The 25,826-nt window shown below is 66.0% G+C and carries 24 protein-coding genes, 2 tRNA genes and 1 other RNA gene; 8 read left to right on the forward strand and 19 right to left on the reverse strand.

What is annotated here, in order from left to right; genetic code table 11:
• The first annotated feature begins 2 nt into the window (after positions 1-2).
• Positions 3-2,327, forward strand: a complete 2,325-nt coding sequence (hrpB, locus tag JOF56_RS04475; RefSeq protein WP_209634766.1) for an ATP-dependent helicase HrpB — start codon at positions 3-5, stop codon at positions 2,325-2,327.
• Here hrpB and JOF56_RS04480 read toward each other — a convergent pair.
• From JOF56_RS04480 to JOF56_RS04515, 8 genes are all read right to left on the reverse strand, one after another.
• A complete protein-coding gene (locus JOF56_RS04480; protein ID WP_209634769.1) occupies positions 2,293-2,523 on the reverse strand; it encodes a hypothetical protein in 231 nt (76 codons plus the stop codon). The two genes, hrpB and JOF56_RS04480, sit on opposite strands and share 35 nt — an antisense overlap.
• 13 nt (positions 2,524-2,536) lie before the next feature.
• Positions 2,537-2,905 (reverse strand): hypothetical protein, encoded by a 369-nt coding sequence (locus tag JOF56_RS04485; protein ID WP_209634771.1) that lies wholly within the window; start codon positions 2,903-2,905, stop codon positions 2,537-2,539.
• 199 nt (positions 2,906-3,104) lie between these two features.
• Positions 3,105-3,305, reverse strand: coding sequence for a type II toxin-antitoxin system antitoxin (locus JOF56_RS04490; RefSeq protein WP_209634774.1), 201 nt, complete (start codon positions 3,303-3,305; stop codon positions 3,105-3,107).
• A 7-nt stretch (positions 3,306-3,312) separates the two neighbouring features.
• Positions 3,313-4,239 (reverse strand): SPFH domain-containing protein, encoded by a 927-nt coding sequence (locus JOF56_RS04495; RefSeq protein ID WP_209634777.1) that lies wholly within the window; start codon positions 4,237-4,239, stop codon positions 3,313-3,315.
• A gap of 36 nt (positions 4,240-4,275) precedes the next feature.
• Complete coding sequence (locus JOF56_RS04500) at positions 4,276-6,057, reverse strand: carboxyl transferase domain-containing protein (protein WP_209634779.1); 1,782 nt, start codon at positions 6,055-6,057, stop codon at positions 4,276-4,278.
• Positions 6,058-6,072: 15 nt separating this feature from the next.
• Positions 6,073-6,936: a hypothetical protein gene (locus JOF56_RS04505; RefSeq protein WP_209634782.1), complete on the reverse strand. Its 864-nt coding sequence runs from the start codon at positions 6,934-6,936 to the stop codon at positions 6,073-6,075.
• Positions 6,937-7,032: 96 nt separating this feature from the next.
• Positions 7,033-7,755, reverse strand: a complete 723-nt coding sequence (locus tag JOF56_RS04510) for a maleylpyruvate isomerase family mycothiol-dependent enzyme (RefSeq protein ID WP_209634785.1) — start codon at positions 7,753-7,755, stop codon at positions 7,033-7,035.
• Positions 7,756-7,768: 13 nt separating this feature from the next.
• Positions 7,769-8,230 (reverse strand): DUF4188 domain-containing protein, encoded by a 462-nt coding sequence (locus tag JOF56_RS04515; RefSeq protein ID WP_209634788.1) that lies wholly within the window; start codon positions 8,228-8,230, stop codon positions 7,769-7,771.
• A 179-nt stretch (positions 8,231-8,409) separates the two neighbouring features.
• Between JOF56_RS04515 and JOF56_RS04520 the strand changes: the two genes are divergently transcribed.
• The 3 genes from JOF56_RS04520 to JOF56_RS04530 are packed head-to-tail and all read left to right on the forward strand — an operon-like array spanning position 8,410 to position 10,379.
• A complete protein-coding gene (locus tag JOF56_RS04520; protein WP_209634790.1) occupies positions 8,410-8,877 on the forward strand; it encodes a hypothetical protein in 468 nt (155 codons plus the stop codon).
• Entirely contained in the window at positions 8,874-9,332 is a 459-nt protein-coding gene (locus JOF56_RS04525; RefSeq protein ID WP_209634793.1) for a hypothetical protein, read from the forward strand. The genes JOF56_RS04520 and JOF56_RS04525 overlap by 4 nt, the downstream gene beginning before the upstream one ends.
• 3 nt (positions 9,333-9,335) lie before the next feature.
• Positions 9,336-10,379, forward strand: coding sequence for a hypothetical protein (locus JOF56_RS04530; RefSeq protein ID WP_209634796.1), 1,044 nt, complete (start codon positions 9,336-9,338; stop codon positions 10,377-10,379).
• A gap of 362 nt (positions 10,380-10,741) precedes the next feature.
• On the opposite strand, the gene ssrA is transcribed toward JOF56_RS04530, so the two are convergent.
• Positions 10,742-11,118: a transfer-messenger RNA gene (ssrA, locus tag JOF56_RS04535) on the reverse strand.
• 152 nt (positions 11,119-11,270) lie between these two features.
• Between ssrA and JOF56_RS04540 the strand changes: the two genes are divergently transcribed.
• The 3 genes from JOF56_RS04540 (at position 11,271) to JOF56_RS04550 (ending at position 14,570) form a co-directional block, all read left to right on the forward strand.
• The gene (locus tag JOF56_RS04540; RefSeq protein WP_209634798.1) at positions 11,271-12,557 is read left to right on the forward strand and encodes a sensor histidine kinase; all 1,287 of its coding nucleotides are present in this window, start codon (positions 11,271-11,273) and stop codon (positions 12,555-12,557) included.
• Entirely contained in the window at positions 12,545-13,189 is a 645-nt protein-coding gene (locus tag JOF56_RS04545) for a response regulator transcription factor (RefSeq protein ID WP_209634801.1), read from the forward strand. Before JOF56_RS04540 ends, JOF56_RS04545 begins: the two co-directional genes overlap by 13 nt.
• 109 nt (positions 13,190-13,298) lie before the next feature.
• Positions 13,299-14,570 carry an acyltransferase family protein gene (locus JOF56_RS04550; RefSeq protein ID WP_307854917.1) on the forward strand — a complete coding sequence of 424 codons (1,272 nt, stop codon included), beginning with the start codon at positions 13,299-13,301 and terminating at the stop codon, positions 14,568-14,570.
• Here the strand turns inward: JOF56_RS04550 and JOF56_RS04555 are convergent.
• From JOF56_RS04555 to JOF56_RS04590, 8 genes are all read right to left on the reverse strand, one after another.
• Positions 14,538-15,431 (reverse strand): amidohydrolase family protein, encoded by an 894-nt coding sequence (locus JOF56_RS04555; protein ID WP_307854918.1) that lies wholly within the window; start codon positions 15,429-15,431, stop codon positions 14,538-14,540. The genes JOF56_RS04550 and JOF56_RS04555 overlap by 33 nt on opposite strands.
• Entirely contained in the window at positions 15,428-15,910 is a 483-nt protein-coding gene (gene smpB / locus JOF56_RS04560; RefSeq protein ID WP_209634806.1) for an SsrA-binding protein SmpB, read from the reverse strand. Before smpB ends, JOF56_RS04555 begins: the two co-directional genes overlap by 4 nt.
• A gap of 31 nt (positions 15,911-15,941) precedes the next feature.
• Positions 15,942-16,844: a permease-like cell division protein FtsX gene (ftsX, locus tag JOF56_RS04565; RefSeq protein WP_209634809.1), complete on the reverse strand. Its 903-nt coding sequence runs from the start codon at positions 16,842-16,844 to the stop codon at positions 15,942-15,944.
• Positions 16,845-16,885: 41 nt separating this feature from the next.
• On the reverse strand, positions 16,886-17,575 hold the full coding sequence (gene ftsE / locus JOF56_RS04570) for a cell division ATP-binding protein FtsE (RefSeq protein ID WP_209634812.1): 690 nt from the start codon (positions 17,573-17,575) through the stop codon (positions 16,886-16,888).
• Positions 17,576-17,634: 59 nt separating this feature from the next.
• Positions 17,635-18,732: a peptide chain release factor 2 gene (gene prfB / locus JOF56_RS04575; protein WP_209634815.1), complete on the reverse strand. Its 1,098-nt coding sequence runs from the start codon at positions 18,730-18,732 to the stop codon at positions 17,635-17,637.
• Positions 18,733-18,807: 75 nt separating this feature from the next.
• Complete coding sequence (locus tag JOF56_RS04580) at positions 18,808-19,308, reverse strand: PadR family transcriptional regulator (RefSeq protein WP_209634817.1); 501 nt, start codon at positions 19,306-19,308, stop codon at positions 18,808-18,810.
• A 103-nt stretch (positions 19,309-19,411) separates the two neighbouring features.
• The gene (locus tag JOF56_RS04585; protein ID WP_209634820.1) at positions 19,412-20,506 is read right to left on the reverse strand and encodes a hypothetical protein; all 1,095 of its coding nucleotides are present in this window, start codon (positions 20,504-20,506) and stop codon (positions 19,412-19,414) included.
• Between the two features lie 768 nt (positions 20,507-21,274).
• Positions 21,275-21,348: transfer RNA gene (locus tag JOF56_RS04590), tRNA-Met, on the reverse strand.
• Between the two features lie 118 nt (positions 21,349-21,466).
• Here JOF56_RS04590 and JOF56_RS04595 point away from each other — a divergent pair.
• Positions 21,467-22,408: a GlxA family transcriptional regulator gene (locus tag JOF56_RS04595; RefSeq protein WP_209634823.1), complete on the forward strand. Its 942-nt coding sequence runs from the start codon at positions 21,467-21,469 to the stop codon at positions 22,406-22,408.
• Between the two features lie 137 nt (positions 22,409-22,545).
• Here the strand turns inward: JOF56_RS04595 and JOF56_RS04600 are convergent.
• Both JOF56_RS04600 and JOF56_RS04605 read right to left on the reverse strand, forming a co-directional pair.
• A tRNA-Met gene (locus JOF56_RS04600) sits at positions 22,546-22,619 on the reverse strand.
• Positions 22,620-22,773: 154 nt separating this feature from the next.
• Complete coding sequence (locus JOF56_RS04605; RefSeq protein ID WP_209634826.1) at positions 22,774-25,794, reverse strand: UPF0182 family protein; 3,021 nt, start codon at positions 25,792-25,794, stop codon at positions 22,774-22,776.
• Positions 25,795-25,826 lie beyond the last annotated feature (32 nt).

Below are 25,826 nucleotides of genomic sequence, written 5' to 3' on the forward strand. Positions count from 1 at the left end.
GAATGAAACTGCCTGACCTGCCCATTGTCGCCGTACTGCCGGACCTGACCGGCAAGCTGCGGGAACACGGCACGGCCATCCTGGTGGCCCCGCCCGGAACGGGCAAGACCACTGTGGTCCCACTGGCCCTCGACGGCCGGATCGTCGTGGCGGAACCCCGTCGTCTGGCGGCTCGTGCCGCTGCCGCGCGTATGGCCTCGTTGCTGGGCGAGCCCGTCGGCCGCACGGTGGGCTACGCGGTCCGTGGCGACCGCAAAACCTCGAAGGACACCCGGATCGAGGTGGTCACGTCCGGCCTGCTCGTGCGGCGGATCCAGCACGATCCGGAACTGTCCGGCGTGGACACCGTGCTGCTGGACGAGTGTCACGAGCGCCATCTGGACGCCGATCTGCTGCTCGCCCTGCTCACCGACGCGAGGGCGCTACGCCCGGATCTGAAGCTGCTGGCGACATCCGCCACAGTCGCGACCGAGCGCCTGGCCGAACTGCTGGACAACGCACCGGTCATCCGGGCCGAGGCCAGGACGTTCCCGACCGACGTCGCCTACGTCCCACCTGCGCGCGGTGAACGAATCGAAGCATGCGTGGCAAGAGCGACCCGCCGGGCACTGTCCGAAACGGACGGTGACGTACTCGTGTTCCTGCCTGGCGCGGCAGAGATCAACCGGGTCACCGCGATGCTCGACGGCGTGAACGTCGTCACACTCCATGGCCGGCTTTCCACTCAGGTGCAAGACAAAGCACTCCAGCCGGGCTCGGCGCAACGAGTCGTGCTCGCGACCGCTGTAGCCGAGTCGAGCCTCACAGTTCCCGGAGTGCGGGCGGTCGTCGATTCCGGCCTGTCACGCGTGCCGCGGGTCGACCATCGCCGTGGTCTGCCTGGTCTGGCGACGGTCCGGGTGTCGGTCGCGGTCGCCGAGCAGCGGGCCGGCCGGGCGAGCCGGGAGGCGCCTGGGCATGTCTATCGCTGCTGGGCAGAGCACGAACACGCGACCCTGCCGCGTTATCCGGAACCCGAGATCCGCGTCGCCGACCTGACCCGGCTGGCGTTGGAGCTGGCCTGCTGGGGAACGCCGGACGGCTCCGCGCTGAGCTGGTGGGACTCACCGCCGGAAGGCGCTTTGCAGGCTGGCCAGACCGTCCTGCATGCCCTCAGCGCGTTGAACGACGACTCGATCCCGACCGACCGCGGCCGCAAGCTCGCCGACATCGGCCTGCATCCCCGGCTGGCCAGGGCTCTGCTCGACGGTGGCAAGCAGGCCGCGGACGTCGTCGCCTTGCTGGACGACGACGCGCTCGCTGAGAGCGTCGACCTGGATACCGCACTGCGTAAGGCAAGAGGCAACCCTCGCTGGCAGCGCGAGGCAAAACGCCTGGCAGCACTGGTCCCGCACGCGACGGGCCAGTCCGATCCCGCTCGAGTGGTCGCCCTCGCCCACCCGGAACGGCTGGCCAGGCGCCGGTCGTCGGGCTCGCAGGTCTACCTGATGGCCAACGGGACCGCCGTGGAACTCCCGCCCGCAAGCGGGCTGGGCGATCACGAGTGGCTGGCCATCGCGATCGCGGACCGCAGGCCCGGCGAGAAGCACGGCCGGATCAGGCTGGCCGCCGCCGCGGAGGAGAACCTTGCCACCGAGATCACTCCACCATCCACAGTGGACGAAGTGATCTGGACCGGTGACATCACCGCCCGCCGGGTACGCAAGCTCGGGGCGATCGTCCTGTCCGAGAAGCCGTTGGCCGACCCGGATCCCGAGGACGTCCAGGCCGCACTGCGCGCCGGAATCCGCGCCGAGGGCCTGGAGCTGCTCGACTGGGACCCGAAGCTGGCCGCCCGGCTGGCTTTGCTGCACCGCGCCTTGGGCGATCCATGGCCCGCGGTCGACCGGGACGCTATTACGTCTACTTTGGACCTGACACCCGCCCGCAACCGCAGGGAGCTCAAGAAGATCAACCCGTTGCGAGCGATGCTGCCGTGGCCGGCCGCGACCCGGCTGGACGAACTCGCGCCGGAACGGGTCGAAGTACCCTCCGGTTCCCGGATCGCCGTGGACTACTCCGGCGATCGGCCTGTGCTCGCCGTACGGCTCCAGGAGATCTTCGGCTGGCGGCAGGCGCCGGTCATCGCCGACGGCCAGGTCACCCTGCTGTTGCACCTGCTGTCACCGGCCGGTCGCCCCACCGCGGTCACCGACGACCTGGAATCGTTCTGGGCGAACGGGTATCCGCAGGTCCGCGCCGAGCTACGCGGCCGCTACCCGAAACACGACTGGCCCGCCGATCCGGCAAGCGCTACTCCACGACCCCGACGAAGAAACCCGCGATGAGCCCGACCGCGAAATAGATCAGCAATCCGACCACGGCCAGCACCACGACCAGGGTCGCCGGCCAGTACCGGCCACGGGTCGCCGCGTGCCAGAAGGCCCGCAACCTCGGCAGCTCCGCCTTGCGAACACCGGAAACCCGGTCGTCGGCGGCCATCAGGTCGTCGACCAGCTCGCCTTTCGCCTGCTCTTGCTCCACGCACCCAATTTACTCACAAGTGCGGTAGCGGATCCGGCGGCATGGCGTCGGCCGACCATTCGGCGTCCGCCGCGTGGATCTCGGCCACGTACTCCTCGTCCACCTCGTAGACGCGACCGCCGAGCTGGAATTCCGGTATCACCGACAAGTCGACCGGGCCAAGCTTGGTACGCCGCGGATATCGGCGCCATACCGCGTTCGGCCTCGTGCGGCCATCCAGCCCGGTGTCCAGCACGGTGATCGATGTGTCGGTGACGGCGAAGAGAAAGTGCGACGAGCTGTACGGCCCGCCGACCATCGACGCCGGAAACAGGTAACTGATCCGTTCCCCTGGTTGCAACAGTGCGCGGACGCGCGCACGGTCGCTAGACGACGGTGACACAGCGCACCACCTCCCAGCATCAACTGTGGCAGACACCGTGTCCGGATTCACGTGGCAAAAGGAGGAAAATCCCTGGTCACGTACGGTGTCGAGAGGTAGCGGCTTGCTGGTATACCGATTTCGGGCAGGTTACGGAAAGTCAGAATCCGCCCGACCGGCCCAAGCGGACCGGGCCACATGTTGCGCAAAGTAGCAAATGTCACGAATCGTCCTTGCGAGGCCGCCCTTGCCTGCGTTGCCTGGCCGCCTCGCCGGGCATCCGGCCTGCTTCGATCAGGGCCCGGCGGAGCAGGAATTCGATCTGCGCGTTGGTACTGCGCAGCTCGTCGCCCGCCCACCGGGCCAATGCGTCGTGTACCGCGGGGTCCAGTCGCAACAGGACGCTTTTGCGTTCCGGCACATGAACCTCATTGGTAGAGCGAGCCGGTGTTCACGACTGGCTGCGTGTCGCGATCACCGCACAGGACAACGAGAAGGTTACTGACCATGGCAGCCTTGCGTTCCTCGTCCAGATCGACGACGTCCCGCTCGGCCAGGCGTTCGAGCGCCAGCTCGACCATGCCCACGGCACCCTCCACGACCAGTTGCCGCGCCGCGACCACTGCACCCGCCTGTTGCCTGCGCAGCATCGCCTGCGCGATCTCAGGCGCGTACGCCAGGTGGGTCAACCGGGATTCGATCACCCGCACACCGGCCGACTCGACCCGTGCCGCGATCTCCGCCGAGAGCTTCTCGGTGATCTCGTCGGCGTTGTCCCGCAACGAAAGCGCATCCGTTCCATGCGAGTCGTACGGGTAGCTGTTGGCGATGTGCCGGATCGCGGTCTCGGTCTGGATGCCGACGAACTGCACGAAGTTGTCGACCTCGAACATCGCCCGCGCGGTGTCCTGGACCTGCCAGACGACCACGGCCGCGATCTCGATCGGGTTGCCGTCCAGTTCGTTGACCTTCATCACCGAGGTCTCGTGGTTGCGGATCCTGGTGGAGACCTTGGCCCTGGTGGTGAACGGGTTGACCCAGCGCAGGCCGGAGGTCCGCACAGTTCCCACGTAACGGCCGAAGAACTGCAGGACCCGGGCCTCACCAGGCGCGATGACGGTGATGCCCACCGAGATCACGGTAAAGCCCGCGATCAGCAGGGCGGCCACGATGATCATCGCCACACCGGCGGCCCGGCTGCCCTCCACGGCCTGCATCACGCCCCAGACCAGCAGGCCCGCGCTGAGCAACTCCCCCGCCACCGCGCCGATCGCGATCGGCAGTCCGGCTCGTTCCACTGCGCCCTGTTCTCGCACCCGGGGCACGGGCATGTCCACGCTCGCGTCAGTTGTCATATCGCGAATCTAGCAAACTGATATCAGTTTTTCCACTCACCAGGTGTCGATGTTCGGCCGGCTACCCCGCTCGACGGTCACCGGCAGTGCGGTGGTGATCCACCGGCGCGTGTCCGCCGGGTCGATGACGTCGTCCACCTCGAACATCGACGCGGCGTTCAACGCCTTGCCCTTCTCGTAGGCGAGTTGCACCATCCGGTCGAAAGTTTCCTTGCGCCGCACCGGATCCGCGATCGCCTCGAGCTCACGCCGGAAGCCGAGCCGGACCGCACCCTCCAGACCCATCGCCCCGAACTCGGCGGTAGGCCAGCAAACGGTGGCGTACGGGACTTTCGCGCCGCCGCCGAACATCGCCATCGCGCCGAGCCCGTACGCCTTGCGCAGCACGATCGCGCAGATCGGCACCGTGAGGTTCGCGCCGGTCACGAACAACCGGCTGAAGTGCCGCACGGTCGCGGTCTGCTCGGACTCCGGGCCGACCATGAAACCTGGCGTGTCGCACAGGGAGACGACCGGCAGGCCATGGCCATCGCACAACTGGAGGAACCGCGCCGCCTTGTCCGCGGCATCCCGGTCGATCGCGCCGCCGAGGTGCGCCGGGTTGTTGGCGATCAGGCCCATCGGGCGGCCCTCGATCCGGACCAGCGCGGTGATGATCCCTTCGCCGAACCGCGGCCGGAGCTCCAGCACCGAGCCTGTGTCGGCGAGCAGGCCGATCACGGCCCGGACGTCGTAGGCCCGGACTCTGTTCTCCGGCACAGCGTTGCGCAGCTTGTCCTGATCCACGGCAGACCAGTCCGCAGGCCCCTGGAAGTAGGAGAGGTACTGCTTGGCGACGCGCACGGCTTCGGCCTCGTCGGCCACAGCGATGTCGACCACACCGTTGGGGACCTGCACCGAAAGCGGCCCCACGTCTTCCGGCGCGACCACACCGAGCCCGCCGCCCTCGATCATCGCCGGGCCACCCATGCCGATCGTGGCGTCCGCGGTCGCGATGATCACGTCGCAACACCCGAGCAGAGCCGCATTGCCGGCGAAACAGCGGCCGGAGACCACTCCGACCAACGGAACGAGCCCAGAAAGCCTGGCGAACAACGAAAACGCGGGTACGTCAAGCGCGGCGACGGTCGGGATGTCGGTATCGCCAGGCCGCCCGCCACCGCCTTCGGCGAACAGCACCACCGGCAACCTCCGGTGTGCGGCCAGCTCGAACATCCGGTCTTTCTTGGCGTGGTTGTAGGCGCCTTGCGTCCCGGCGAGCACTGTCGCGTCGTAGGCCACGACAACACTGGGCGAGCCGTTGATGTCCGCGACCCCGGCGACCATTCCGTCTGCCGGAGTCTTGGCGACAAGTTCCTCGAAAGATCGCCGTTGCCGTTGTGCCGCAACGACCAAGCCGCCGTACTCGACAAAAGTCCCTGGATCACAGAGGTCTTCGACATTCTCCCGCGCGGTGCGACGCCCCTGGCTGTGCCGGCGTTCCACCGCCTCAGGCCGGTTGGCGTCCAGCCCGGCGGCCCGACGATCGAGTACCTCAGCCAAATCCGCCCGAATCCCGGAACTGACGCTCTCGACGGGAGCCGATTCGGGCGCGACCGCCATGCCCGGCTGGATCGACACGAGCGGCTGATCCCGTTTCACGGTCTCGCCCGCCGACACCATGACGCTGGTGACCCGTCCCGCGACCGAGGCCGCGACGACGTGCTCCATCTTCATCGACTCGAGAACGACCAGCTGCTGACCGGCGTTGACGTGGTCACCCGGCTTGACCGAGACGACGGCAACGGTGCCCTGCATCGGCGCGACGACGGTATCCATGGTGGAGATCAAACATCACATCTCCCAGCGGATGCCGATCGTTCCGGTCGCGTTGAACTCGACCAGGTGAACCGAGCCGGTTGGACTGGGCGTCAGGTCGTAGGACTTCGACTCGATCCGGGCACAGCGCATGGGCAACGCCCGCGGGTCGAACCGGGCCTCCAGCACGTAATCCCGCGTTGTGCGATGCAGTTTGCGGAAGAACCGGCCCGGCTCAGCGGTGTTGACGACCTGGTACTCCAGGATGATCGTCTCGCCACGCGACAGCGCGGCGTCGAACACCAGCTCACCCACCATCAACCCGGTGTTCCGGTCCACATTCAGTTTGCGCAGCCGGCAATGCTGGCCCGCGACCACTTCGGGCAGCCGCCGGGCACGGCCCGCGTCCCACACCAGGATCCACCGGTCGGCGCCGTCATGGCTGGCCCGCAGCACCAGGCGATTGGCAACCTCGGCCAGCCGGCCGTCCCGGCCGACCTGGATGCGGTCGTGGTGGCTCAGCCGCGTCAGCCTGCCGTCGGACGACGTGTCGATGCCTTTGAGCAAGTGCTCGATGGGTTTGCCCCACGCCTTGATGATCGCGTCCGGGCCTTTGGGATGCGCCGCCCGGCCCCGCGGCCGAGGCGGGCCCAGCAACGAACGCAACGCCGCAGGCGGCAAGTCCAGCACCGCTTCCAGTTCGGCGAGCGCACGCAGCGATTCGGCGCGTTCCGGACGACGGCGTCCGGACTGCCAGTTGCTCAGGGTCGGCACACTGATCGACACGTCCCGCAGCCGCAGCCGGTAGCGGATCCGGTCGAGCGCGAGCCCGCTCGCGGCGATCGCCTCCCGCAGCGCGACGTGGAAAGGGCCCGCGGCAGGCCAATCCGGTGTCACCACATACCGAACGTAAGCAGCCGTATATTCTCTGTCAACGTTGTCCAGCGGGTGAAACCCTTACGGCTGCAGCAGATGCACCCGCATGGCCTCTTCGGCTCAGAGCTTCGCGTGCTCCAGCCAGTGCACGATCAGGTCCCGGTTCCCGGTCACCGTGACATCGCCAAGCGTCAGCCGTCCGTAGGAAACAAGGACGATGTCCTGCGCTGTACCGCTCATCGTGACATCGGCATCGGCGCTCGCGCGGCTGCACGCGATGCCTTGCGGCGTACGGGTGATCAGCCAGCCCGATCGTCCCTCCGGAATGATCCGCAACGTCTGGCCGTCGCCCCGAAGCTCTGCCAGGGCGGGCTTCATCTGCTCGGCACCCGGGAGAGCCAGCAGCTCAAGGCCTTCCTCGATCGCATCCACAGCAAGATCTTCGGCAAGTTCATACCCCTTGCCTGCCGTGATCGCGACGTCGACGTAGTGCACAGCCGTGTCGTTCACCATTCGACGAAGCCAGAACGACGTAGGCTGTGGGCCGACGAACGTCCACACCGGCCCGTCGCCCGCTTTCGCCAAGGCATCAGCCATTTCCTCGACGCCATCGCTGAGCCACCGCCGCCAGTCGGGCCCCGGCCGCGCCTCCCGCGGGTCCGGAAACCCAGCCGGCGCACCGGTCCGGATGATCTCCGCGGCCCAGCGATGCGCCTGCCCGATGTGCCCGACGAGCACCCGCACCGACCACTCTGGACAGCTCGGCACCTGCACATCCGGGTCCAGGCCGGCCACGGCGTCGGCGAACGCCTTGGTCTGTTCACGCAGTCGGTCGACGTGCATGTTCTTACCGTAGTCAGCCGATCCGTTCCCGCGCGCTGTTACGCGTGACCGGCACCTCTTGGGTGAACTTGGCCAGCCCCATGGTGGGCGTGCCGACATAGACCGACTCCGCCTTGTCCACCAGGTACGTCTCGTGCCAGACACCCGCGGCCCCACTGGCCTTGCCAGCACTCCGGTTGAACTTCGCCCAGGCTGGGCGATGCACCGCGTCCTTGTCACTGGCGTAGGCATAGAGCTTGTCCAGCGAGCTCCAGTACTGGATCAATGTGGGTCCGCGACGTTCGAACGTCAGCCGGTAGCCAAGCAAGCCCCAGCGCGGCTCCTTGGTCAGCTCGACCAGCATCGGCCGCATCGCCAGAAAGGCAGGCAACCACAGATCCGGCCGCCACCACTTGTTGATCGTCATCCCGATCAGGAACACCACCAGCTCGCCATCCCGCCGGTGCGTCGTCCTCGTAATTTTGGATAGTGCCACTCTCCGATAGTAACACTATCTACTTTCTGGGCAAGTGAGTGATCCCACTCGCGGGTACGCTCTGTGGGCGCGCGTACACCCGTTGCCATGGAAGCGAAAACGAAGCTTTTTGGAACTGGCGGCTCTTAGGTTCCGCGGTAGCCGGCGAAAGCCGGAGGTCAGGGAAACGGAAGAGGACCATGAGCAACAAGCTTTCGATCTCGGCGCGCAAGGCCGTCGCGGTCGCTGCCATCGCCGCGGGCGCGGTGGTGGTGCTGCCCGCCGCGCAGGCGAGCGCTGGGGAGACTGGCGGCAACTGCGACTCGGGCAGGTACACCGCGAACTTCTGGTTGAACTACCACACGAGCGGCAGCTACGACTACCCGGACTACTTCCGCTGGGAGCTGCGCGTGCGCAACGGCGGACAGCTGGGTAACCGCAGCAACGTCAACGCGAAGGTCAAGTCGGTCAACTCCGGCGGGACCGGCGACCCCGTGCATTACGAGTGGCCGTCGGCCGACAACATCGGGCCGGGCTTCGAAACCCACTTCATCCCCAACAGTGTCAAGGTCGCCCGCAACAAGAGCATGTACGCCTCGTACCAGTTCATCTTCGACAAGCCAGGCGGCAGCGACCCGTCCTGCACCGGACGCACGGACAGTGTGTGACCGCCATGCAGAACCTCAAGAGGGCCGCGGTGATCGCGGCGATCATCGGCGCCGGTGTCACGCTGCCCGTCGTGCAGGCGAACGCCTCCACCACAGGTAGCCGGAGCTGCTCCGCGAGCGGCTACGTCGCCAACTTCTGGCTCGAGTACCACGCGAGCGGCAGCTACGACTATCCGGACAAGTTCCACTGGGAGCTGCTCGCCGGTGGCTCCCGGCTGGGCAACCGCAGCAACGTCAACGCGAAGATCAGGTCGGTCAACTCCGGCGGGACCGGCGACCCGGTCCACTACGAGTGGCCGTCGCAGGACAACATCGGGCCGGGCCGGGACAGCCACACGATTCCCAACAGTGTCAAGGTCGCGCGAAGCAAGAGCATGTACGCCTCGTACCAGTTCATCTTCGACCGGCCCAACGACAGCGACCCACGCTGCACGGGCCGTACCCCGAGTGTCTGAACGATGAGGAAAACGCTGGCCGCGATCGCGGCCGGTGGGCTGGTGCTGGTCGCCGCGTGTTCGGCGGCCGGCACCGGTCAGCCCACCAAGGACACCACTCTGTTCACGTTGATCCAGGCGAGCTCGAGCGGAGCCATCGTCCTGGACAACGCCGGGGCATCGCTTCTCGGCTTCGACCGGTCCGGCACACGAACCTGGACCGACCAACAGGCTCTGCAGGTAGGCGCGGACGTGTCGTGCGCGGCCCAGTGCCCCGACGCGGTCTTCTCCGGCGGAGCCGACCCCACAAGCCCGGACCCTCAGCCATGGCAGATCACAGCGGGCCGCAACACCCCGATGTCGATCTCGGCCACGGCCACCCGCCGAATCCTGGCCTACCAGAACCCCACCGACGCAGTCCTGGTCGAAGGCTCCCCCGACAAGGGCTGGTGGCTGCGAGTCATCCGCCCGGACGGCACCGACCAGCGCATACCGGTCCCCAACCCAGGCGTGGCCTGGTCAGCCAACCCCCAGCGCACCGAGGCTGTGGCAATAGCAGAGTCCGTACTGCGATTCCGCCACACCCAGAACGGCTGGCAACTGACCGACGACACAGCACCGGCAGACCAATCTTGGGGCGCCTGTGTCGCAGGCGAGGGCCCCAACCAGGTAATCGCCCTCGTCGGCAAAGAACCCGCACTCCTCACCGGAGGAAAACGCATCTCAATCCAAACCGACCTGGGCGGAGCCGGCGAATGCGCCCTGGGCACCACAGGCGGCCTGGTCCTGCAGCGCGAAGTAAGCCAAACCCAGCAACACAGAACAAAAATCCGAGGCATAGACCTGCAAGGCAAACAAACCTGGTCCAAGGACCTCCCCGGAGAAGCCTCAATAGCAGCAAACCCCACAGGCACCAACTTCGCCATAGCAACCCAAGGCAAACTCGAACTCATAGACCCCAACGGCACCACAATCAGCACCCAAGACCAAGTAGCCTCAGCCACCTACACCCCAACCGGCGAACTAGTAACAATAACCCCCACCGGCCAAATAAAATGGACCCCCTAACCAACTTCCAAACCAATGACCAAACCAACCCACACCAGTCCCCACCAGCAAGAACACAACACCCACACCGAAAAACGAGCGACCACTCAAGCCACAGGACGGGCAACCGAAAGCCTTGAGACGCCGATCAGCCCACCCAGCACTGGTTCAGCAACCAACCGCATTACAGGGAGTCGACCCCAAAATAATCCGAAGCACCCCGGCGAGGCGGCGCAGCCGCCGACAAGGTCGCTAGTCACAGCGCAGCGCGCCCAGCGCTGGTTCAGCAGGAGCACGCACCGTAGGGGGTTTGGGGGCTCGGCCCCCCAAAATAATCCGGAGCGACCCGGCGAGGCGGCAAAGCCGCCGAGCAGGGCCGCCCCGAGTGGAGGTGCCGGGAATCGAACCCGGGTCCTCTGCCGCTTCATCAGGACTTCTCCGTGCGCAGTTCACCCTGTCTCTGCTTGGCCCCACCGGTCACGTGAACTTGCCGGTGTGACGGGCCCAGTCGCTGTTTGCTTCCCTGACCGAACTCCGCGACCGGGTCCGGCGGTGAGCCTTCTAGATGATGCCGGCAACCGGGCCGAAGGCGCTCCCGGGCCGACAAGAAGTCACTCTCGCTTAGGCAGCGAGGGCGACTTCGCGCTGACTGATGTTAGTCTTGGCGCTTGATTTTTTGCGGCGACGCTTGAGGTGGTCTCTCGCCTGCACCTGCACGCTTCCCCTGACTCAACGTCCAGAGTCGAAACCGTTCACCCCCGTGGGTTGTTGACTGGTACTCCGGTAAGCATAACGCGTGGCGGCCGGTCGTTCATTCCGGTTATCCGCCTGGCGGGGTAGGGCCAGCCCCACCTCGGGGATGCTGGTCTGCTCCATCGCGCCGCAGGGCCTGGACGAGGGATGCTTACGGCTATGACGACCGAGGTGCAGCAGGTGGATGGCCGTCGGCACCAGCCGGGGGCCGTGGGGGCGAACGTGTATCTGTTCGTCGGCTTCTTCACAGCCACGTTCGCGTTCTGGCTGCCCCTGGCTCTGCTGCTCGCCGGGTTCGGGACCGCTGTGGTGTGGGTGGGGTTCCCGATCCTGACCCTTGCCATGGTCTTGTGCCGGGGGTTTGCCCGCGTGGAGCGCCGGTTGGTGCACGCCACGCTGGGGTTTTACATCGCGAATCCGTACCGGCCGCTGCCGCGGGGCCCGGTCGGGTGGTTCAAGGGCCGGTTCACCGACCCGGCGACGTGGCGGGACTTCTTGTACTCGGCCATTGTGTGGCCGATCTCGCTGGTGTCGTTCGTGCTGTTCACGGTGTTCTGGGCGGTCGGGCTGGGGTTCGCGACGCTGCCGTTCTGGTATCGGTTCGTCGACGGCGGCTTCATGATCATTGGTGACATCCGCGGGCCGATGTATGTGGTCGACTCGTTCGACGACACGTTGATCCCGGCGGTGGTCGGGTTCATGCTGCTTTGCCTGGCGTATGTGGCCACCAAGTGGGTGGGCAAGGTCCGCGGGCTGATGGCGCGGTCGTTGCTCGGTCCGAGCAAGACGTCGATGCTGGCGGCTGAGGCCGCGCATCTGCAGGCGAGCCGGGCGCGGGGCGTGGACGCTGCGGAGGCGGAGCGCCGGCGTATCGAGCGGGATCTGCATGACGGCGCGCAGCAGCGGTTGGTGGCCGTGGCGATGGGTCTGGGCCGGGCGAAGAACAAGATGAACCGGGACCCTGAGGCCGCGATGGCGCTGATTGACGAAGCGCACTCGGACGCCAAGAAGGCTGTCGCTGAGCTGCGCGACCTTGCGCGCGGTATCTACCCGGCCGTGCTGGGTGACCGTGGACTGGACGCCGCGTTGAGCTCGTTGGCCGCGAAGGCGCCCATACCTGTGGACGTCACCGTCGAGGACGGTCTGTCGAGCACGAACCGTCCGCCCGCGGCTGTGGAGAGCACCGCGTACTTCACGGTCGCCGAGTCGCTGACCAACATCGCGAAGTACTCCGGCGCCACGCAGGCGGGCGTACGGGTCTACCGCGAACGTGACCATGTGATTGTCGAGATCACCGATGACGGCATGGGAGGTGCACAGATACGAAGCGGGGGTGGCTTGGCCGGACTGGCCGACCGGGCTGCCACTATTGACGGCGTGCTAACCGTCGTCAGCCCGGTAGGCGGGCCAACAGTGATCCGTGCGGACCTGCCGTGCGAGTGGTGATCGCAGAGGATTCAGTACTACTGCGGGCCGGTATCCAGCGGCTGCTCGCAGACGAGGGCATCGAGACCGTGGCCGCCGTCGAGGACGGCGAGAGCCTGCTCGATGTCCTCGCCGAGCACAAGCCGGATCTGGCCATTGTGGACGTCCGGATGCCGCCGACGTTCACCGACGAAGGACTCCGGGCCGCACTGCGGGCCCGGGAACGCACGCCTGACCTGCCGGTGCTCGTACTGTCGCAGTACGTCGAAGAGCGCTACGCGGTCGAGCTGATCTCGGCAGGTGCGGGCGGTGTCGGCTATCTGCTCAAGGAGCGGGTGGCCGACGTCGCCGAGTTCGTCGACGCGGTCCACCGGGTCGCGCGCGGCGGGACGTGCATCGACCAGGAGGTGATCTCGCAGCTCATGGCACGCGGCCGGCGCAACCCCATCGACTCGCTGACGCCCCGCGAGCGCGAGGTCCTCGGCCTGATGGCACAGGGCCTGTCCAACGCGGCCATCGCGAAGTCGCTGACTGTCTCCGACGGAGCGGTGGAAAAGCACGTCGGCAACATCTTCGCCAAGCTCGGCCTGGAGCCCAGCCAGGAGGAACACCGCAGGGTACGGGCCGTGCTGGCGTATCTGGAACGTCGTTAGGTAGGGAAAACCCCCGCGCGCAGATGGGAGACGACACCAGTGTCCTTTCGTCGCTGAGGCGGAAAACTCTTGTCCAGCAAGAGATTCCAGCGGCGACATGGGGGCAGCGGTGTCCAAGAGAGATCCTTTCCTTGACGTGGTCAGGGTTCTCGCGATCGTCCTGGTGGTGTTCCAGCACTGGCTGGTGCCGGTCCTCGGTTGGACCGGCACCGAGCTCACCACCGGGAATGCTTACGCCACACCGGGTTGGTGGGTGCTGACGTGGGTCGGCCAGGTGATGCCGTTGGTGTTCTTCGCCGGTGGCGCGGCGAACCTGTTGTCGCTGCGGGCACATCGCGGCCGGGGCGGTCCGGACCGGGACTGGCTGTCAAGCCGGGTGCATCGGCTGGCGATCCCGATGCTGCCGTTGATCGCCGTGTGGCTTGTACTGCCGCATCTGCTGATCACGCTGGGGGTGCCGCAGCAGCCGTTGAACATCGGCAGCGCGGTTGTCGGGCAACTGCTGTGGTTCATGGCCGTGTATCTCGCCGCGATTCTGGCGACGCCGTTGATGATCAAGGCACAGGAGCGGTACGGGCTGCGCGTGTTCGCGGCGCTCGCAGGAGCTGCGTTGCTGGTCGACGTGATCAGGTTCGCAGGCTTCGGGATGGCCGGTTTCCTCAACGCCGTGTTCGTCTGGCTCGCGGTGCACCAGCTTGGCTTCCACTACGCCAACACCCCGCCGTCGATGCGCGGTGCCGCCGCGATGGCGTTCGGTGGCTTCGGGCTGACCGCGCTGATGGTCACGTTCGGGCCGTATCCGCTGAGCATGGTCGGGATGCCGGGAGCGCCGGTGTCGAACGCCGGCCCGCCCACCGCGTGCCTGATCGCGTTGGGCCTCGGGCAGATCGGCGTGGTGTTGCTGGCCCGGCCGCTGATCCGGTCCCTGGTCGCCCGTCCGGCGGCCGCGCGGGCCCTGACGTGGGTCGGTGCCCGGTCGATGAGCCTCTACCTCTGGCACATGTCGGCGATGGTCGCGGTGGCAGGCGTGTGGACGGTCGGCTTCGGCTACACGACACCGGACCCGGGCAGTTTCGCGTGGTTCGCCGTGCTGCCGCTGTGGATCGGCTCGTCGGCAGCCGTGCTGTACGGACTGCTCAGGGCCTTCGGCAGGGTTGAGGCCAACGCACCGAGCCCGCTGCTGGTGCAGCCGCCGATGCCGCAGGTGGTGGCCGGTACGGCACTGATCGCGGCAGGCACGCTGGGAATCGCGGCGACCGGGTTCGCCCCCGGTACGGCCCTGGTCTCCACCGGTGCGGCGATCTGGGGCGCGGTTGTCCTGAGTGGACTTCTGGCCGTTCGCTACCGGCTACCGGCCATCAGCGTCGTCGGGCAGTCGTAGCAGGCGGGCGGGGGTGTCGTGCAGCACGGCCTTGAGGAAGTCCGGGCCGAGCCGCGGGTCCTCCGCCCACCCCGCGATGACTTCCAGCTGATGGGCGTACTCGTACGGGATGTTCGGGAAGTCCGTGCCGAGCGCGACCCGGTCCGGGAATTCGGCCAGTCCGTGAACGAAGTCCGCAGGCAGGGGCGCCCCGAACCGCACACCCACCATGGTCGTGTCCAGATACACGTTCGGATAGCGCCGGACCAGGTCGAACGCCTCGACGTACTCAGGCATCCCGGCGTGCGCGAGCACCAGCGTCAGCCGCGGATGACGCCGGAGCACCTGCTCGAACAGGCCAAGCCCGGTGAAGCTGCCCCTCAGCGGCCCGTGTCCACAATGCACAACCGCCGGTACGCCCGCCTCGACGATCAGGCCCCAGGCTTCGTCCAATTCAGACGTCCGGGGGTCGTAGCCACCGATCTGGACGTGCGCCTTCACGCATCGAGTGCCCGCATCCAGCGCTTTTTCCACATAACCGGTGACACCGGGCTCGGGAAACAACGTCGCCGTCGGCACGGCGTCCGGAACACGGGCCGCGAATTCCCGGATCCACTCGTTGAGCCACTCCGCCATCCCTGGCTTGTGCGGATATGCCAGGGGCGCGAACCGGACTACGCCGAATGACCGCAGCAAACGCAGCCGTTCGTCCTCATCGAACCGATACTGGATCGGCCAGTCGACACCGTAGTTCGCGCGCGCGTTGTCGAAGTACGCCCAAACCTTGCGCAGCACGGACTCCGGCATGAAGTGGACGTGGATATCGACCAGGCCGGGCAGGCCGAGGCCGGTCACGAAAGACCGGACCTCAGCATCGATCACCAGCCGCCGCCCCGCTTGCGGGCCCGGCCGACGGTCTTGGCGATCTCCCGTTGGGCGTCGCGTTTGGCCAGCGCCTGGCGCTTGTCGTAGGCCTTCTTGCCCTTGGCCAGCGCCAGCTCGACCTTGACCTTGCCGTCCTTGAAGTACATCGACAGCGGCACCAGGCTCAGGCCGCTCTCCTTGGTCTTGCCGATCAGCTTGAGGATCTCGTCCTTGTGCAGCAGCAGCTTGCGGCGACGGCGGGGCTCGTGGTTGGTCCACGTGCCCATCTCGTACTCGGCGATGTGCAGCCCGCGCAGCCACACCTCGCCGTCGTCCACCGTCGCGAACGCGTCGACCAGGGAGGCACGGCCGATCCGGAGACTCTTCACCTCGGTGCCGACCAGTACGACCCCGCACTCATAGGTGTCCAGGATCTCGTAGTCGTGCCGCGCCTTCCGGTTCGACGCGATCACCTTCTGACCACGTTCTTTCGCCATGACAATGAACTTTACGTCACGCCGCCACTGGTTAAGTGCGCACGTAGAGCCGCAGCGTGGCGTACCCGGTGACCGCGGCGACCAAGATCGCCGTCAGCACGAGCCACGGCGAGATCGCCACGATGTCCACGCCCTGGATCGCCGGGATGACCCCGGCCTGGATGGGTTCGGCCAGCACCTTGTCCAGGAACAGCAGCTTGCTGCCGACCAGGCCGCCGATGGCCAGCGCCGCACCGACCAGGCCGGCGACCACCGCCTCCAGGAGGAACGGCAGCTGGGTGTACCAGCGGGTCGCGCCGACCAGGCGCATGATGCCGACTTCCGTCCGCCTGGTGAACGCGGAGACCTGGATGGTGTTGGCCATCAGCAGCACCGCCGCGATGGCCTGGATGCCGGCGACGACGAACGTGGCCGCCTGGACTCCGTTCAGGACACCGAAGAACCGTTCCAGGAACACACCCTGGTCCTCGACGCGGTCCACACCGGGCTTGCCCGTGTAGCTCTGCACGAGCACGTCGGCCCGGCTGGGCTCCTTGAGGCGGACGTGCAGGGTCGCGGGCAGCGTCTCCTTCTTGGTCAGCTGCAACAGCTCCGGCTGGCCCTCGAAGATGCGCTGGAAGCGCTGGTAGGCCTGCTCCTGGTTCTCGAACGTGACTTCCTCGACGTTCGAGTCGCCCTGGAGGTTGGCGAACACACCGGCACACGGCTGTGCCTTGCAGTCGGTGTCGGCGAGGCTGACGTCCTTGTTGAGGAAGACGTTCACCTCGACCTTGTCGCCGTAGTTGGCGCGCATGTTGTCGATCATGCGGACCACCAGCAGGCCGCCCCCCAGCAGGCCGAGTGAGATCGCGGTGGTCAGGATCATCGCGACGGTCATCGTGACGTTGCGCCGCAGTCCGGTCAGGACTTCGGTCAACACGAAACTGAAACGCATCGGGGCGGGTTCCTCGGGGCTCGGGGGATTTACTTCTGGGCTTAGCGGCCTACGCCGTAGACGCCTCGGGCGTCGTCACGGATGACCCTGCCAAAAGCAAGCTCGACGACTCTGCGGCGCATCGAGTCCACGATGGAATGGTCGTGGGTGGCCATCAGGACGGTCGTGCCGGTGCGGTTGATCCGCTCCAGCAGCAGCATGATGTCCTGGCTGGTGTCGGGGTCCAGGTTTCCGGTCGGTTCGTCGGCCAGCAGGACCAGCGGCCGGTTGACGAACGCTCGCGCGATCGCCACACGCTGCTGCTCACCACCAGAGAGCTCGTGCGGCATCCGGCCCGCCTTGCCTTCCAGGCCGACCAGCTCAAGCACCTCGGGCACCACCTTCTTGATGGTGTGCGAGGGCTTGCCGATCACCTCGAGGGCGAAGGCGACGTTCTCCGCCACGGTCTTGTTCACCAGCAGCCGGAAGTCCTGGAACACACAGCCGATGGACTGGCGCAGCCGGGGCACCCGGCGTCGCGCCATCCTGGTGATGTCGAAGTTGTTGACATACACCTTGCCCTTGGACGGCACTTCCTCACGGAGCAGCAGCCTCAGGAATGTGGACTTTCCCGACCCGGACGGGCCGATCAGGAAGATGAACTCCCCCTTGTCCATGTCCACCGAGACGTCGTCCAGCGCGGGACGCGTCGACGTCTTGTAGTTCTTGGAAACATGTTCAAGCCGGATCACGGTCGGCGAGTCTACCCACGACCGTTATCCGGCTGTTGCATTGGGGATGCTAACGACTCTCAGTTAGTACGCCGCCACCGAATTCCGGCCTCCAGGAAGCCGTCGATGTCACCGTCGAGCACAGCGGAGGGATTCCCCACTTCGTACTCGGTACGCAGGTCCTTGACCATCTGATACGGGTGCAGAACGTACGAGCGCATCTGGTTTCCCCAGCTGGAGCCGCCGTCGCCCTTGAGCTCGTCCATCTTGGCCTGCTCCTCCTGGCGCTGGCGCTCGAGCAGTTTGGCCTGCAGGACGACCATCGCGGAGGCCTTGTTCTGCAACTGGGAGCGTTCGTTCTGACACGAGACGACGATTCCTGTCGGTATGTGCGTGATGCGTACCGCGGAGTCGGTCGTGTTCACACCCTGGCCACCAGGGCCGGACGAGCGGTAGACGTCGATACGCAGTTCTTTCTCGTCGATATCGACGTGGTCGGACTGCTCGACGACGGGGACGACCTCGACACCGGCGAATGACGTCTGCCTGCGGCCCTGGTTGTCGAACGGCGAGATACGCACGAGACGGTGGGTGCCCTGCTCCACGGAGAGCGTGCCGTACGCGTAGGGCGCGGTGACCTTGAAGGTCGCGGACTTGATGCCCGCTTCTTCCGCGTAAGAGGTGTCGTACACGTCGATGGTGTAGTTGTGCCGCTCAGCCCACCGCGTGTACATGCGCAGGAGCATCTCGGCGAAGTCCGCCGCGTCCACGCCGCCGGCTTCCGAACGGATTGTGACCAGAGCGTCACGCTCGTCGTACTCGCCGGACAGCAACGTGCGAACCTCAAGGGAGCCGATGTCGGAACGCAACTGGTTGCGCTCGGCGTCCGCCTCGGCCAAGCTGCTCTCGTCGCCCTCGTCCTCAGCCAGCTCGTAGAGCACGCTGAGGTCGTCCATGCGCTGGCGCAGCTCGGAGACCCGGCGCAGCTCACCCTGCTTGTGGGAGAGCTGGCTGGTCACCAGCTGCCCCTTCTCCGGGTCGTCCCACAGGTCGGGGCGCGCGGCCTGCTCTTCCAACTCGGCCACCTGGGCGCGCAGCGAATCGAGATCCGTCACCGCCTCGATGCTCGACAACGTGGCGGAGAGTTCGTTCAGGTCTGCTGCGACGTCCGGGTTCACGGCCAAGAAGGTTACGTCAGACCGCGTGCCAGTGCGTTGCCGGTCGGCCTGTAATGAGCCGACCGGCGCATTTGTTCAGTCTTTCGGGACAGCGTCGAGCAGTTTCAGTGCCGCCCTGGCACGGGCCACTGCGAACTCGCCGATCGCCTTCGCGTAGTTGTCGTCAGTGCTCTTGACCGAGTTGCGGGCCTCTTCCAGCTCGGCGTTGTACGCCTGCCGAGCGGTGTCGACCAACGCGGTGCGCTGCTTCGCGGTCAGGTTGCTGGCGTGCACGAGGCGCAGGATCAGCGGGCTGCGCAGATGGTCTGGACCAGGCTCGGAGGCAAGCCAGGTCTTGAAGGCCTTCTTGCCTGCGGCCGTGATCAGGTACTGCTGGCTGGAACGGGGACCTTGCTTGCCAAGGCGGACAAGGCCGGCGTCGGCCAGCGCGGGAAGCTCGCGGTAGACCTGGCTGCGCGTGACGCTGAAGAACGCGCCAAAGCGCTCACGGGCCACCGCGACCAGCTGGCCACCCGTCTTCGGGCCGTCATGGAGCAAGCCGAGCAGAGCCGCGGCTGTTGCGTTCAATTCAGACACCTACCCACCGTGCCATGAATTTCTCTCGCTGTCCACAATGGGCATGCGTTCTGTCCACAATGGCTAATCGGTCACCCGGATGTCGCAAGTACACCCGATTGGCTCAGTACTGCTTCTTTCGCACCCACTCCGACCAGGCACGAAGCCATTCGTCCTGACCGGTCATCAGCTCCGCGTGCCAGCGCCGCAACGAATCATCATGTTCCCGAGAAGTTCTTTCCTGATGGGCGAACGGATCGGGCATCCAGCCGCGTTGAGACGCCCAAACGGTCCGCCAGATCTCTTGGGCCGGACGGCTCAACAGCTCAAGGCGCATCCCTGTCCAGTACAAGAGAGTCTCGGTCACCGCGGCGTCGCGCAGCCGCTTGTCTGTGAACCAGGGTGCCTTCTCCTGCAAACGGCCCAACTGGTTAACCAGAATGGTGACAACCTCGTTGGCGTCCTGTCTGGACTGATCGGCCAGATGCATCTGCGCCCGGACGGCCGCTTCCCAGAGTTCCCCGTGCTTACGGGCGTTGCCGCGCAGCCGGGGCGGACGTCCTTCGCGCGCAGCGGCTTCCAGCTGAAGACTGCGCGAGAGCGTCGCGTCGATCAGCGAGCGATGCGCTGTGGCGACGTCGAAAGGCCGGTCCATGATCGGCATTGTCGGCGGGTTGGCGCGCAGATCCCGCAGATATTCCCTACGTCCGCGAAGGAAAGTCTCGAGATTGGGCACTGCCACCAGATGCGTGGCCGCCAGCTCCCACTCCCGGGCGACGACGATCACATCGGAGTCCTGGTGCCAGCAACGGGCTGCCCACATCTTGCGCCTGGTGCGCAGCAGCGAGGCCGGCCGTGGCGTTCCGTTCACAATCACGTGCGCCGGGACGGGATCTCCCGCGACCGGGCCGTTGTCATCCATGCTGTCCAGCGCGTTCTCCAGAAACCACCGCAGGTCCGGAGGGTTGCGAGCGTCCAGCCAGCGCGCTGTGTGCACCTGCACGAGCGGTCCGCTTGGCCGCATCAGGTCGCCGTACGCGAGCCCGATACTTTCCACGATCCCGTCGTTGATCTCCGCCTCACCGAGTAAGCGCGGCTGTGGTGCGGGTTCGGCCATCCCGAGCAAGGGCAACGAGCTTGCCCGGACCAGGCGCTCGTATTCAGCCTCCTGCCGGGAAAACAAGGCCTCCATCTCCGGTGAGGGCGGCACGAGCTCCATGTGCCCAGTGTGCCAGCTCGACCACGAACCGAACACGGTCGGCGCGCCGAGGCGCCCCCGATGGACGGCCAACGGTCGTTCACCAGCTATTACCGGCCATTCCCAGGACTGGCAGATGATCCAGTAACCGCGTTGCGGAACGCGGTCATGCGATTACCCGCCGTGGCGAGGCCAGTTTCCACTGTGGACATCCGAAAATCCCGGGGACCACTTCACTACGCGTACGGGACCCAAGGACGGTTTCAACCGACTGGCCTATCGCCGGGAGCTGCCTGAGAACGGAACGTACTTGCACCGCGCGCCGAAGAAGTCCACATTCGCGTACCACGGCGGGCTTTGAGCCTCGCCGTGGATGATCCGGTTCAGCTCACCTGAGTGTCACGCGTGACACTGACACCGCGGCCCCGACGCATGACTGCCAACGGTTTCCTGCCGCAACGCGTCCAACGTCCAGTCCTGCAAGCACATACCGGCACCGGCACGACAGTGCCCGTCATCCACCCGCTCTACTCACACCGGCCACACTGCACACCACCGCTCAAAGTGGAACCACCGCAAGCCCGGTCTTACAAGGAAAAAGCAGGCCACAGCCCCAACCCTCTACAACGAACTCTCCCACCCAGCCACCCCCCAATGATCAACATCAGAGCGAAGCCCAAGCACCCACCACTGGTTCAGCACCCAACCGCACCGTGGGGGTTCGACCCTCCCACAATGCGAAACAGCCCCTGTCCACGATTTCCGCGAACAGGGGCTGCCTCAACTATGTAGCGGGGACAGGATTTGAACCTGCGACCTCTGGGTTATGAGCCCAGCGAGCTACCGAGCTGCTCCACCCCGCGTCGTTGTTATGTGGAGAACTCTACACCGCGCTGTCGAGCCGTTTTCACCGGGGTCCATGGCAGAAAAAGTGGGTTTCCCGTCATTGCGGTCGTCGCAGGTCAGGACCACGATGGAGGTATGGCGAAGGTCGTGCTCATCCCCCTGTTCGACGGGATCCAGAGCCTCGACGTGACCGGGCCCTTGGAGGTCTTCACCGGCGCCGGCCGCTACCTGCACCGGGACGCCTACAAGGTGCTCACGGCGTCCGTCGGGGGTGGCGTGATCCGAAGTGCCTCCGGCCTGCGGATCACGCCGGACGTCGGCCTCTGGGACGCACCACGCCCCCACACGATCGTCGTCCCGGGCGGCGCGGGCACAAAGGACGGCCAGCCGGAGATCGTCGAGTGGCTCCGCCAGAAAGCCGAGGCGGCCGAACGCATCGTCTCGGTCTGCAGCGGAGCCTTCCTCCTGGCCGAAGCAGGACTCCTCAACGGCCGCAAAGCCACAACCCACTGGTCGGTCTGCGGAACGCTCGCCAGAACCTTCCCAGAAGTGACCGTAGATCCAGAACCCATCTTCGTCCGAGACGGCAAAGTAGCCACCTCCGCAGGCGTAACCAGCGGAATCGACTTGACACTCGCCCTGGTCGAAGAAGATCTCGGCCGGGACGCCGCCCTGGCGATCGCCCGCCACCTGGTGATGTTCCTACGCCGACCTGGAAACCAGACGCAATTCAGCGCACAACTGACCGCCCAGTCCGCTGAACGCCGTCCCCTACGCGAAGTACAGCAATGGATAACTGAGCACCCAACCGCGAAGTTGTCCGTAGAAGCCCTGGCAGAACGCGCAAACCTGTCCCCACGACAGTTCGCCCGGGTCTTCACAGCAGAAACAGGAATGACCCCCGGACGCTACGTCGACCGCGTCCGCCTGGAAGAAGCCCGCCGCCGTCTGGAAGACACAGACGCAGGCATAGGCCGAGTAGCCAAAGACTGCGGCTACGGAACCCCGGAAACAATGCGCCGCGCCTTCATAAGAACCCTAGGAATCTCCCCCGCCGAATACCGCCGCCGCTTCTAGCCCCCCAACCCCAAAGCGCCCAGCGCTGGTTCAGCACCCAACCGCACCGTGGGGGGTTTGGGGGGCTCGGCCCCCAAATATAATGCGAAACAGCCCCCCGTTTGCGCATTCTGCAAACAAGGGGCTGCCACGCTGCGTAGCGGGGACAGGATTTGAACCTGCGACCTCTGGGTTATGAGCCCAGCGAGCTACCGAGCTGCTCCACCCCGCGTCGTTGTGTCTTTTACTTTACTGGGTGGTTGCCGGGGTTAGCAAATCGGGTGGCCCTCTGGTGTCCTGGGTCACTTTCGGGTCCCTGAAAATGCCGCCGGGCCACCTCCGACGCTGTGTCGGGGTGGCCCGGCGGGTTGTCCGGCTATGCCTGGTCAGCCGCCGCCTTGTCCCGGGGTGGGTGAGGAGGGTGGGCCGCTGGGCGGTGGTGATGACGGCGAGGACGCTCCGGCCGCGGCTTTGGCCTGGTCGTACCTCTTGGTGGCGGCGTCGAGGTCTTCGATCGCCTTGCCGAGGTCGCCGAGGTTGCCGCTCTGCTGCGCCGTCTTGAGCTTGCCGATCGCAGTCTGGATGTCGGTGATGGCCTGGTTCAGCGCAGGGGACGCACCGCCTCCGCCACCACTGGGCGGCGGACTTGTCGGACTTGTGGGACTAGTCGGACTTGTCGGTGTCGTGTTCCCCGGGCCTTCACCCGGCTGGGTCGTGGACTGGCCGCTGCCCGCGCCGAAGACCTGGTCCAGAGCCTCGGACAGGGTCGCAGCGAATCCGACGCGGTTCTTGTACGCCACCAGCACGCGCGCCAGCTGCGGGAACGCGTTGACGTCCTTCTGCTGGAGGTAGATCGGTTCGACGTAGATCAGTCCACCGCCGACCGGGAGGGTCAGCAGGTTTCCGTATCTCACGTCGACGCCGGTGTTCTGGAACAGCGTTCTCTCTTGGGTGAACTTGTCCGTGGTCCGCATCTGGTTCTGGACCTGGTTGGGACCCGGTGTCGTATCGCCTTCGGTGGGTAGTCGCAGGACTCTGAACTTGCCGTAGTCCTGTGGTTCGGAGGACACGGACACCCATGCGGCCAGGAACTGCTGCCGGAAGGCCGTCAAGGCACTGGTCACCTGGAATGTGGGACGCGTCTGCCCAGGTGCCTGAGCCAGGACGTAGTACGGCGGCTGCTTGGCGGCGCTGCCGGTCTCGCCGCCTTCCTTGGTCGGGTCGGCCGGCACGTCCCAGAAGCTCAGGGTGCTGAAGAACTCCTGCGGCGACTTGACGTGGTACTTCGCCAGCAGGTCACGCTGCACCTTGAACAGGTCTTCGGGGTAGCGGAAGTGCTCCCGCAACTGCTCGGGCACAGCCGAGTTCGGCTTCACGGTCCCAGGGAACACGCCGGACCACGCCTTGAGCACTGGGTCCTGTTCGTCGATGCCGTACAGCGTCACTGTGCCGTCGTACGCGTCGACTGTCGCCTTGACCGAGTTACGGATGTAGCCGATCTTGCGGTCCTGCTGACGCGGGACACCGGCGAGCGAGTCGGTGGTGACCTGGCCGAGCGACGTGGACTGCGAGTACGGGTAGTTGTCGAGCGTCGTGTAGCCGTCGACGATCCAGAGGATCCGGCCGTTGACGACCGCGGGGTACGGGTCCGTGTCCACGGTCAGCCACGGCGCCGCCTTGGTGACGCGGTCGCGCGGATCACGGTTGTACATGATCTTCGAGCCTTCACCGATACCGGTGTTGAACAGGATGTTCCGCTCGCCCTCGTGCGCGGCGAACACCAGCCGGTTGAGCAGGCCGTCGATCGGCACACCGCCAGAACCCTTGTACAGGTACTCGCTGTCGTTGGGGGTGTCGTACTCGCCTGGGGCCTCGCCCTGCTTGCCGCCGACGATCGCGTACGTGGTGGCCAGCTCGCCGTAGTAGATCCGCGGCTCGGTGACCGGGATGTCCATCGGCGTCTTGGCGGCGATCGCGTTCAGGTCGCTGACCGTGAACTCCGGATAGCCACCCTGTTGGCTGCTGGTGGTGCCCACGGGCGCGGGTGCACGGTCGATCGTGTTCGCCGGCGCGGCCACGAAGCCGTTGCCGTGCGTGTAGACCATGTGCCGGTTGATCCACGAGTTCTGCTGCTCGGTCAGACCGGACGACTTGATCTCGCGGACCGCCACGACGTAGTCCTGGACCTTGCCGTCGACCTTGTAGCGGTCGACGTCCAGCTTGTCCGGGAAGCCGTAGAAGTTCGCGCGGGCCTCGCGCTGGGTGAACGTGGGCGACAGGATGCTCGGGTCGAGCAGCCGGACGTTCGGGATAGTGCCGGTGTCGTTGCGGATCTCACTGGCCGAGGTGTCGGCCGTGCCCGCCCGGTACTCGTCGATGGTGACCTTGTCGTCGGTCAGCCCGAACGCCTGTTTTGTGGCGATCAGGTTGCGTTCGATCGACTTGGCCTCCTTCTCGTTGGCGTTCGGCTTGACCGAGAACTGGTCCAGCACGGCGGGCCAGGCGACGCCGACCAGCAGGCCGGACAGCACCAGCAGGACCAGCGCGATCGCCGGCAGCTGCAGGTTGCGCATGAACGCGCCGACGAAGAACGCGATCGCACAGAAGATCGCGATCGACATCAGGATCAGCTTGGCTGGCATCACCGCGTTGAGGTCGGTGTACGTGGCACCGGTGAAGGTGTCGTTGCGGGTGGAGAACAGCAGCTCATACCGGTCGAAGAAGTAGTCGACCGCGTAAACCAGCACGAACACGCCGGCGACGGTGGACAGATGCACCCGGGCCGGGCCCGACAGCTGCCCGCCGCGACCGGCCAGCCGGATCCCGCCGAAGACATAGTGGGTGACGACCGCACCGATGAAAGCGACAACGAGCGCGACGTAGAACCAGCTGATCAGCCACTCGTAGAACGGCAGCTTGAACGCGTAGAAGCCGATGTCGATGTTGAACTCGGGGTCGGTCTGGCCGAACGGGACGGCGTTGAACATCAGCTGGATCTTCTGCCAGTCGCCCTGCGCGGCCCAGCCGGAGATCACACCGGTGACCACCGGGAGGCCGATGCCGAACAGGCGGATCCGCTGCACAACGGTGGAGCGGTATCTGGCTAGCGGATCCTCGGCCCCGGACACCGGCACGAAGACCGGCCGGGTGCGATACGCGATGGTCAGGCTGACCGCGAGCAACCCGCCGACGAAGATCGCGACGGCGAAGAACAACCCGATCCTGGTCAGCACCTCGGTGGTGAACACCGACCGGAAGCCGACCTCCCCGAACCACAGCCAGTCGACATAAGTTTCGATCAGCCGGTTGCCGAGGATGAGGGCGAGGACGAGTACCGCCGCGATGATCAGCAGGATGCGGCTGCGGCGAGACAGCTTCGGCAAGCCGATCGAGGGCCGAGAGGCCACTGGACACGCTCCTGGAATAGCGATCTTTTCTC

This window comes from Kibdelosporangium banguiense (assembly GCF_017876405.1).
Lineage (GTDB): Bacteria > Actinomycetota > Actinomycetes > Mycobacteriales > Pseudonocardiaceae > Kibdelosporangium > Kibdelosporangium banguiense.

Coding starts and splice junctions, on each gene's coding strand:
- hrpB (WP_209634766.1), top strand. CDS start 3: ATGAAACTGCCTGACCTGCCCATTGTCGCCGTACTGCCGGACCTGACC.
- JOF56_RS04495 (WP_209634777.1), bottom strand. CDS start 4,239: ATGACAACTGACGCGAGCGTGGACATGCCCGTGCCCCGGGTGCGAGAA.
- JOF56_RS04500 (WP_209634779.1), bottom strand. CDS start 6,057: ATGGATACCGTCGTCGCGCCGATGCAGGGCACCGTTGCCGTCGTCTCG.
- JOF56_RS04510 (WP_209634785.1), bottom strand. CDS start 7,755: ATGCACGTCGACCGACTGCGTGAACAGACCAAGGCGTTCGCCGACGCC.
- JOF56_RS04520 (WP_209634790.1), top strand. CDS start 8,410: ATGAGCAACAAGCTTTCGATCTCGGCGCGCAAGGCCGTCGCGGTCGCT.
- JOF56_RS04530 (WP_209634796.1), top strand. CDS start 9,336: ATGAGGAAAACGCTGGCCGCGATCGCGGCCGGTGGGCTGGTGCTGGTC.
- JOF56_RS04540 (WP_209634798.1), top strand. CDS start 11,271: ATGACGACCGAGGTGCAGCAGGTGGATGGCCGTCGGCACCAGCCGGGG.
- smpB (WP_209634806.1), bottom strand. CDS start 15,910: ATGGCGAAAGAACGTGGTCAGAAGGTGATCGCGTCGAACCGGAAGGCG.
- ftsX (WP_209634809.1), bottom strand. CDS start 16,844: ATGCGTTTCAGTTTCGTGTTGACCGAAGTCCTGACCGGACTGCGGCGC.
- JOF56_RS04585 (WP_209634820.1), bottom strand. CDS start 20,506: ATGGAGCTCGTGCCGCCCTCACCGGAGATGGAGGCCTTGTTTTCCCGG.
- JOF56_RS04595 (WP_209634823.1), top strand. CDS start 21,467: ATGGCGAAGGTCGTGCTCATCCCCCTGTTCGACGGGATCCAGAGCCTC.